The sequence below is a fragment of the Fictibacillus sp. 5RED26 genome (assembly GCF_015903895.1).
GTDB lineage: Bacteria > Bacillota > Bacilli > Bacillales > Fictibacillaceae > Fictibacillus > Fictibacillus phosphorivorans.
On the sequence record NZ_JACZDU010000025.1, the window covers coordinates 1 to 313 of the forward strand.

Consider the following 313-nt stretch of genomic DNA (forward strand, 5'->3'; position numbering starts at 1 on the left):
CTTCCTTTAGGGGCCTATAGCTCAGCTGGTTAGAGCGCACGCCTGATAAGCGTGAGGTCGATGGTTCGAGTCCATTTAGGCCCACCATTTTTATAAAAACTTTATTCCCATTATGGGGCTTTAGCTCAGCTGGGAGAGCGCCTGCCTTGCACGCAGGAGGTCAGCGGTTCGATCCCGCTAAGCTCCACCATTGCACATCTTACGATGATGCATTTTTAAATTGTGTTCTTTGAAAACTAGATATCGACATCCAAACAATATGCAAGGCAGATAGATTTATCTAATCTGCGCCAAGCAAGAATCTTTGATGTGC

The 313-nt window shown here is 46.0% G+C and carries 2 tRNA genes; both read left to right on the top strand.

Annotated features, from left to right (window positions below):
- Positions 1-10 precede the first annotated feature (10 nt).
- A tRNA-Ile gene (locus IHV10_RS22650) sits at positions 11-87 on the top strand.
- A 27-nt stretch (positions 88-114) separates the two neighbouring features.
- Positions 115-190 (top strand) — tRNA-Ala (locus IHV10_RS22655).
- Positions 191-313 lie beyond the last annotated feature (123 nt).